General features: G+C 36.6%; 13 protein-coding genes. 1 reads left to right on the forward strand and 12 read right to left on the reverse strand.

Annotated elements, in window-relative coordinates; genetic code table 11:
• Positions 1-2: 2 nt before the first annotated feature.
• The 10 genes from CWS20_RS01190 to CWS20_RS01220 form a co-directional block, all read right to left on the reverse strand.
• Positions 3-1,172: a phage minor capsid protein gene (locus tag CWS20_RS01190; RefSeq protein WP_083957217.1), complete on the reverse strand. Its 1,170-nt coding sequence runs from the start codon at positions 1,170-1,172 to the stop codon at positions 3-5.
• Entirely contained in the window at positions 1,173-1,337 is a 165-nt protein-coding gene (locus CWS20_RS27840) for a hypothetical protein (protein WP_158236989.1), read from the reverse strand. It lies immediately after the preceding gene.
• 4 nt (positions 1,338-1,341) lie between these two features.
• Positions 1,342-2,850, reverse strand: coding sequence for a phage portal protein (locus CWS20_RS01195; protein WP_066194168.1), 1,509 nt, complete (start codon positions 2,848-2,850; stop codon positions 1,342-1,344).
• A gap of 62 nt (positions 2,851-2,912) precedes the next feature.
• Positions 2,913-4,271, reverse strand: coding sequence for a PBSX family phage terminase large subunit (locus tag CWS20_RS01200; protein WP_066192298.1), 1,359 nt, complete (start codon positions 4,269-4,271; stop codon positions 2,913-2,915).
• Complete coding sequence (gene terS, locus CWS20_RS01205; protein ID WP_066192297.1) at positions 4,264-5,031, reverse strand: phage terminase small subunit; 768 nt, start codon at positions 5,029-5,031, stop codon at positions 4,264-4,266. The genes CWS20_RS01200 and terS overlap by 8 nt, the downstream gene beginning before the upstream one ends.
• A 66-nt stretch (positions 5,032-5,097) precedes the next feature.
• Positions 5,098-5,286, reverse strand: coding sequence for a hypothetical protein (locus CWS20_RS01210; protein WP_066192295.1), 189 nt, complete (start codon positions 5,284-5,286; stop codon positions 5,098-5,100).
• Positions 5,286-5,426: a hypothetical protein gene (locus tag CWS20_RS28360; RefSeq protein ID WP_162840964.1), complete on the reverse strand. Its 141-nt coding sequence runs from the start codon at positions 5,424-5,426 to the stop codon at positions 5,286-5,288. The genes CWS20_RS01210 and CWS20_RS28360 overlap by 1 nt, the downstream gene beginning before the upstream one ends.
• Positions 5,427-5,699: 273 nt before the next feature.
• Positions 5,700-6,164 carry a helix-turn-helix transcriptional regulator gene (locus tag CWS20_RS01215; protein WP_083957216.1) on the reverse strand — a complete coding sequence of 155 codons (465 nt, stop codon included), beginning with the start codon at positions 6,162-6,164 and terminating at the stop codon, positions 5,700-5,702.
• Positions 6,165-6,220: 56 nt separating this feature from the next.
• The gene (locus CWS20_RS27845) at positions 6,221-6,385 is read right to left on the reverse strand and encodes a hypothetical protein (RefSeq protein ID WP_158236990.1); all 165 of its coding nucleotides are present in this window, start codon (positions 6,383-6,385) and stop codon (positions 6,221-6,223) included.
• 15 nt (positions 6,386-6,400) lie between these two features.
• On the reverse strand, positions 6,401-6,598 hold the full coding sequence (locus CWS20_RS01220) for a hypothetical protein (protein ID WP_066192293.1): 198 nt from the start codon (positions 6,596-6,598) through the stop codon (positions 6,401-6,403).
• Between the two features lie 145 nt (positions 6,599-6,743).
• Between CWS20_RS01220 and CWS20_RS01225 the strand changes: the two genes are divergently transcribed.
• Positions 6,744-6,944, forward strand: coding sequence for a hypothetical protein (locus CWS20_RS01225; RefSeq protein ID WP_066192292.1), 201 nt, complete (start codon positions 6,744-6,746; stop codon positions 6,942-6,944).
• 6 nt (positions 6,945-6,950) lie between these two features.
• Here the strand turns inward: CWS20_RS01225 and CWS20_RS01230 are convergent, their stop codons facing one another.
• Both CWS20_RS01230 and CWS20_RS01235 read right to left on the reverse strand, forming a co-directional pair.
• Positions 6,951-7,292, reverse strand: a complete 342-nt coding sequence (locus tag CWS20_RS01230; protein WP_066192290.1) for a BC1872 family protein — start codon at positions 7,290-7,292, stop codon at positions 6,951-6,953.
• A gap of 28 nt (positions 7,293-7,320) precedes the next feature.
• Positions 7,321-7,581, reverse strand: coding sequence for a YosH family protein (locus CWS20_RS01235; protein ID WP_066192288.1), 261 nt, complete (start codon positions 7,579-7,581; stop codon positions 7,321-7,323).
• Positions 7,582-7,629: the final 48 nt, after the last annotated feature.

Here is a 7,629-nt window from a genome sequence, read left to right on the forward strand (position 1 = left end):
GCTTATTTATCATAAGAAAAACCCTCCAACAATGTTGATAAGGGTGTGTATACTTTCTCTCTTTTATAATTTCTTCTGAGATAGTCACCATTTTTATTTAGATGCTCCCTCATTGCTGCTTGCCTACGTCTCACCATCATTCTCCAATAATCTGCTTTATCGCTACCTAGTTCCTCAGCAATCATAAGATTCTTTTTATATTTAACTATTTCTCTCTCAATTCTGCGTTGTGTATCTCTAGCCTGAGCAACCTTGGCGTTTAGATCAGCTTCGTAATGTTGTTGATTATTGGTATTTACACCTGGAATAAAAGGAATATGCAAATGACGACAATTGACGCCCCTGTGACCGCCTGCTGTTCCGTATTCAGCGCCCCAAGAAGGGTCGTAAATTGATTTATACTCACTATCTTCTGGTATGTCACTAGGCATTCTTAAATCAACGACATTCCCCTGAATAGCAGAGCATTGCTTCCTTGCTCCTACATGACTAGTAACAACCACTGTATAAACGCCATATTCGCTCATACGCTGTGTTCTCAATTCATTGTAGGTATTTCCTAGCGTAGACTTTAAAACCGTTCTAACGTACCCTTCAAGGCTCCAAGTGTTATTACCTCTATCCGTTAGAGTGGTGCGAATTCCTTTTTGAGCTAAATCGGAAATTGCTCTTTCGAGAGATTCCTCGAATGTATAAATGCCTGTATTGAACATTGCAGCAGTTTGATTTAATACATTTTGATAAGCTTTTTGAGCAGTTCCTATCCCAAAATTAGTTGTAATAAGCGTTTGATTGACGTAGTTTTCAATATCTCCCCAAGCTTGTTCATGATAAGCCTGCATAATCATATCCAAATTACTTGGCATAGGTTTAGTTGGGTAAGGCATGCTTTTATCAATATCTTTAATAATGCCCTTGCCGGCATCCTCAAACATGCGTTTAATTTCCTTCTCAGATACATTTGTAACTTTAGAAAGGAGAGTTATTACCTCGTTATTAAACAACCTTAATTCATAGAGTTTCTGAGCTTGCCAATCTGTTAAATCCCTAGAGCCATTCTTAAAGCGTTTGATGAGTATACGTATTATTTCACCTTCTAGTGAATTATAGAGCTCAGCCATATTCCCAGACCATAAATCTAGTTGAGTTGGAGTAATTTTAGGTTTATCCACTTAATCACGACCAGATGTCTTTAAAAACTCTCTTGTGGTTATTCTACTCAATGCAAGATAGCACCTAGAAATCATTTGGACACCTAAAAAGTGACCTATCCTATGGCGTATACCTAATTCTTTGACACAATCTAGATCTGATAATTCTGCCCATTTTTTATACATCTAATCACTCCTCATCACCAAGATATTTTCTAGTTCTCTGATAATCTATGTTGGCAGGCTCCATTCCTAATTGCTCTGCTTTAATTTCCTTAAGCCATTGTTCTGCGGTGTCTTTAGGAATCTTAAATACACGTTGGATAATCTCAACTGATGGAGCTAATCCAAATGTTTTGGCTTTCCCGTAGAATGTTAATAAAGCTTCCCTATCCTGAAACACTCCATCATCAAAATCGACACCTATATGCTCGAATGTGGGGATATCACCATCAAACAGGCTTTTCCCATTCCAAGTAGTTGCTTTGGCAAGTTCTAGGACAGAAACAATAAGACCTTTGATAAACTTCTCAACTTCATTCACATGATTATTTCTGGTTCGATAAGTTAAATCATTCTCGCTTACTACTTCGGTAGCTGTTTTCATAGATTTGCCATCAAATGAGAAGGTGCCAACGGATAGTTTCAGTTCCATTTCCAAGTCTTTTAGTGTTCGATTTATTGCAGCAACATACTGTTCTGTACGAATATCGTTAGTTACATCTTTTACAAATTCATCATCTGTAGCCAGTTTCATTGCTTTAAAGACATTCACATCAGGGTCAAAAATCTGTATTGGAGGTAATCCGTTTTCATCTGGTACCAAACTCAACATCTGGTCACTTACAAATACCGTTCTTTGCCCCATTCGAATCTCCCAATGAAATTGATCTATAGCATCATTTATTCGTTTCAGTGTGTCTTTGCTGTTATCTGTTATTCCTAATCCAAGAGGGCTGTGAGGATTAATATTGTTAAAACCAAACGGCTTAAGATAATTAAAAATTGGTCTAGTCAAGCCCTTTAGCTCCACACTCTCCATTAAATCCTCATAAAGCTCGTTCAATGGCACTCTCTTACCAATTTCACTTTTGTTATCAGACTTATATAATTCATTGGTGATGAAATACTGTCCTTTATTCCATTCGTGAAATTCTAAAAGGGTATAATATATTGCCTTCCCCTTTTCCATCTTCATTGTGACGAATTTCATTACACCTTCTGATATTCCATTGCTGTTGTTTCTTAGAGGATAAAAGGCATTAGCTAAAGCCCATGAAAATTCAATTTCACCGCTCTCTTGGTCAACGTAGGGTCTAACCGCTAAACCACCAATAGCAAACATAGGGTCAAGATACTTAGCTAGGTTCTTTTTAAAGTCATTGTGCTCGAAAACATGCTGAATAAAGTCATTAGCAGACTTATAAGTATTAGCCTTCTCATCTTCATCCTTATTGTCTGATACTACAATTTCACATTGTTCATTAAATACTAAGCCGGACAATAATTCTGCGCTTAATTTAACCATATTAATGGTCCTGTACTTTCTCTTTTGCTTTACTCCATTGGAATTAAAGTATTCTACATCAGGATATTCCCCTTTGTATTCACTTAGATTCCTTTCAATCCTAGCCAATTCATTAGGATCGATATTAATCTTCGGATGGTCATTGATGCTTTTCAAAGTCTCACCTGACAAAGCGTAACCTCCTCTCTTAAATAAGTTTTTAATGCTGTCTATTAGCCCCAAACTCTCACCCCCTAACCTTTCAATCTCCATTCTCTTGCATTAGCCACACATGCATATTGAAATTGGTCAACCGTATGGTCATCTTCCTTAATAACTTTAGGGTCATCTGAATTAAGTGTTTTCTCATCAAATTGGTACTTCTTATGTTCCTCAATGAAAATATTGTTGCTATCTGCATACTTCATTCCGGTTTTAAAAGGATTTTTTAGATAATAAAAACGCCCCTGAGCTAATAAGTCATGGACGTGATCAATCATATCTATTTTCTTTTTCTTGGCTACAGGTAACAAATGCTGTCCATAGTCCCTATAGTATTGATTCCTCAACGCTGCCTCTGCACTATCTATTGTTCTCTTTTGAATCCTAGCGCCCTTCCAGTGCTCACAGGTTGAGGTCTTAGTAATAAACATATGAATCTGCTCAGACAACTCACTTGGAGCCATCTTCTTCACTTGTCCAGCTGGGCTGTAATAATAAGTATTCAGCAAGATAACTTTCCCTTTTGCTGTTAATCCATAACAACCACATGTAGTCGCTGACACGGAATGACCAGTATCCAGCGAGTAATACAAAGCTATTATTCTATCATCAGCGAATAGTGTTTCTCGCTCTTTAAATAGATTCATATTGTAGACATTCATTCCAAGGCCAACAGGCTCACCAAGGTATAAATAGCGATAATAGTCGTAGTCGTTATTTTTAATCCTTTCTATATCCTGCAGCATCTGCTCAGTAACAAAACCTAACTCATCATTCTTATAACTAGAATCATGAACCAGGTAGTTATCTTCACCCTTCATGCTATCCGACCACTCATTTATCCATGAATAAGGATTTCTTGGTGGGTTATAGGACCAAAAGAAACGGACGATATCAGCTAATGGATGTTTTTGTCTCATGAATGTTGTATTAGTCTGGTCAAATTCCTCAGCATCCTTAAACTCTGCTGCTTCTTCATACCACACACCAATAATATTTCCGATATCATTTGATTTCAGCTTCTGGAAGTCGTCTTGTCCATAAAAGTAGAAAGTTGAACCTGTAATTTGATGAGTTAACTTCAAAGGAGCGACACTATCTTTGAAATCACCTGTTTTTCCAATAGTGAAGTCAAACTTACGTAAAGCCCACTGAATCTTTAAAAACACACTATCTCGTAAAGATGCGCCAACCTTTCGGATAACAACAACATTTGCCTTTTCACCTTTAGATATATAACGCAACATCATATATGCAAGCATTAAGACAACTACGGAAGATTTAAATGAGTTACGGCCACCTCTAAGAATGTTGTAGGGCTTCTTCGTTTTCCACACGCTTTTAAAATGTGGATTAACTTCTTTTTGAATATCGATAGTGACCTTATTCATCGTCATCGCTCCATGCGTCAACTATATTAATAACAGGAGGAGCACCATTTTTATCATCATTAGATATTTTCTCGATTTCAGCCTTCGTCTTATCTACATTCAACCTCATTTGCTCTATCTTGATGCGTCTTTCATCATCCTCATGAGCCATATCTAAGAACTGCTTAATCAAACTTCTAAGCTCACTCATAGCTCTTGATTGAGCATTTAGCAAAGTAGCATGACGGTCCCATGCAAATTGGAATTCATACTCTTCCTCGGTAACATTCTTTTCTACTCCGCCGCCCTGATCTTTAGGGATTTCATGATACTCATACTTTGCTTTCTTAAGCTCTTTAATCATTTCATTCTTAGATTCAACATGCATAATATTTTGTGCCCTTAAAATGGCAGCGTATTGAATCTGTATTTGATCATGAATTAAATCAGCAGGAGAACGTTCCTCCATCTGTTCAATGATTTCTAATGTCTCAGCAGGAAGGAATTTGGAGAAGAATCCGTGCTTCTCAGAAGCCTTGTTCCGTTTTGTAAATTGATTCTTTGGAGCTGGATTTCCACTTCTATTCCGAGGTGCACCCTTTTTCTCAGGGGTTGCAACCTTCATCTTTTTGGTTGCATCCTTTTTCGTTGGATCTCTTGACCATCCTTCACGGCTTTTTCTGCTCTTTAATGTACCGATTTTTACATCATGTTTTTCAGCAAGCGCCTTTAATGTAGTTTTTGATGTCTCAAATTCTTTTCTTATTTCATCCCAATTCATTACATGGCACCTACCTCCTGTCTATTTTTTGCAAAGAAAAAAGCACCCTCGAAAGGATGCTAAAGTTTAACCTTTGTATTCTTCTACTGAGAACGTTATAACTTTGTCGAAATTATAATAAATCCCCGAAGATTCATCTTTAATCCACTTATCTCTTTGAAGTTTAGCGATTGCATTATTCAAATGGTTATGTTCAATAATAGCAAAATCATTTTTACCATTTTCAAATTCAAAACGCACTTGGAATTTTTCCATCAGTATCCACCGCCTCCGGGATCACATTTTAATCCCCCTGGAGGTGGGTCAAACTTCCATCCTCCTGGAGGTGGGTCACTATGCCAACCACCTGTTGGAGGGTCTAATCTTTTTCTTCCTCCACCTGGATCAATTCTCATTTCAAAAGCCCCCTTCGTTTTTTAATAGGAATCGAATAACAATCATCACAGACACCATCATTATCAAGATATTCATGTTCATCAGTGATTACCGTTTTACACTTAGAGCAAATCCAATGTTGTTTTACTTGCTCCATATGCATTCATCCCCTTTTTATAACATAATTCGCCAAAATATGGGGAAATCCTCCTATTAATTCACCGAAAGGTGAGCAACGCACAAAAATAGAGGAAGCAGCTTGTTTAACTGCCTCCCCTGTCCTGCCTTTAATTTTAGCAGGCTGATTTATGATTAATCAATTTCGAATCTTTTGTACCGTTTGTACCGGTTGTTTCCTTTTCCATTCTTTCAACAATAGAATCTTTTATTCTAACAATTTGTGTATGCGATAATCCCATATGTTTTGCAATCCATCGATATGATTTACCTTCAAGAAGCCAGTGAAGCACTTCTCCTTCACGATCATTATCAATTGCTGGGATAAGGTTCTGTATAAACTTTACCTTATCCTCATACTGAGCAATCTTCTTATAACGTTTCATTCTTCTAACAGTCTCTTTATATACAGGGTCACTGGTTGTTCCTTGAGCCTTTGGCATGGAAGATTCATCACCATACTGAGCTGTTAACCCCTCTCCTGCATCTTTCATTGAGTCCCTCAAAATCATTATCGAGTTCATCATCCAATGGTAATCCTTAAGTATCGATTTTATTTGTTTGCTGGCAGCTTCTTTCAAGAGGACCCCTCCCATGATATAATTGTTTTGGGTTAGCCGGGAGAGATCCTGGCTTTTTAATTTCTAATGATGAAATGATACTCCTCAGCTAAATCCATTAAACTGTCAAAACTCAGAAGACTTAATGTCTCTTTTCTAAATCCCTTTACTGAAAGGAAAGTTTCAACATTTTTCTGTAGCCTTGTCCTTTCTCTGCTAGCAGTTAATTGTGCTCCAGTCAATTTAACCAACTCCTTTTATAGATCATCATCATCATCATCTTCATCTTCATCTTCTTCATCAATCTCAAATGCCAGTTTAAAGGCACTTTCCATATATTCAGTTCTTTTTCTTATTTCATCGATTGACATTTGCGAATAGTCTGGTTCTGGAATAGTCACAAATCTTTGTGCTTCCATTATTGCCTTTTCGCGTTCTGTTAATTCCTTTGCCATTTAGTACACTCCCTCTATCTTATATTTCTTAAGAGAACTACCAATTCTCTATTATGTTTCAACCATCAATTCCTATCCTTCCCTTGTTAAATAATACAAATTATGTTAATTTTTAATTAACTAATAACATAAGGGGAGTACCGGAATGATTCGTTTGATATTATTTTTTATAGGTACACTAGGTATTACCTTTGGAACATTTACAAATTTTATTAATGGTTGGTCATCTGATTCGCCTAGTTCAACCACTCAAATTATATTTTTTATTGGAATGATATTTGCCCTTTTAGGAGCTGGGTATGAGATACGTAAGCTTCAAGAAAAAGGTAAGGATAAAGAAAGTTAACATAACCTACCTTTTGTTTACTTCGACTCCAACAGCTTTTAGTGCTGCTAAACAGATCGCCATTGGTGCTGTATCTGCAAATACCATTTGAACGTTATTAGGGATGAATACATGTGCTTGATATTTTGGCTCTAAATCTTTGTATTTTGTAACCTTAATATCGTAAGGTAATTTCTCTACCACCATCCAAGCATCCTGAATTTTAGTTGAAGGAGAAAACTCCTTGCCAACTATCACAATGTTCCCTTCCTCGTCTATAGCTTCACAAGTATCAATATTTTTATATTTATAGACTTTCCACTTCATAATCTTTTCTGCAATCAAACTGTCAATTTTTCTTTCATTCATCCTCGTTTCCTCCTAATCAACTGATCTATTAAATGAGCGAGCCATCAATAATTAATACTTCATTTTCTTGACACAAAAACTCATCCACAACCTCTTCCACTGGAATAAGTTTTTTATTCTCTCCAGGAGCTTGTGCAAACTTGGCAAGGGCGTATTCGCGGCTAACCTCATTAATATCAAGAGAGCCATCATCTTCCGCAATATGTTTAATATACTTTTCCTTTGCGGATTCTTTATTTTCTGCTTTAATCAATGCATAATATGGATCATGTATTTCGTAAAATTTCATTTCATCCAACTCCTTTAAATTTAGTAATCAAAACTATCAATTTGTTTC

Source organism: Cytobacillus horneckiae (genome assembly GCF_002835735.1).
In the GTDB taxonomy this organism is placed as follows: Bacteria; Bacillota; Bacilli; order Bacillales; family Cytobacillaceae; genus Cytobacillus; species Cytobacillus horneckiae.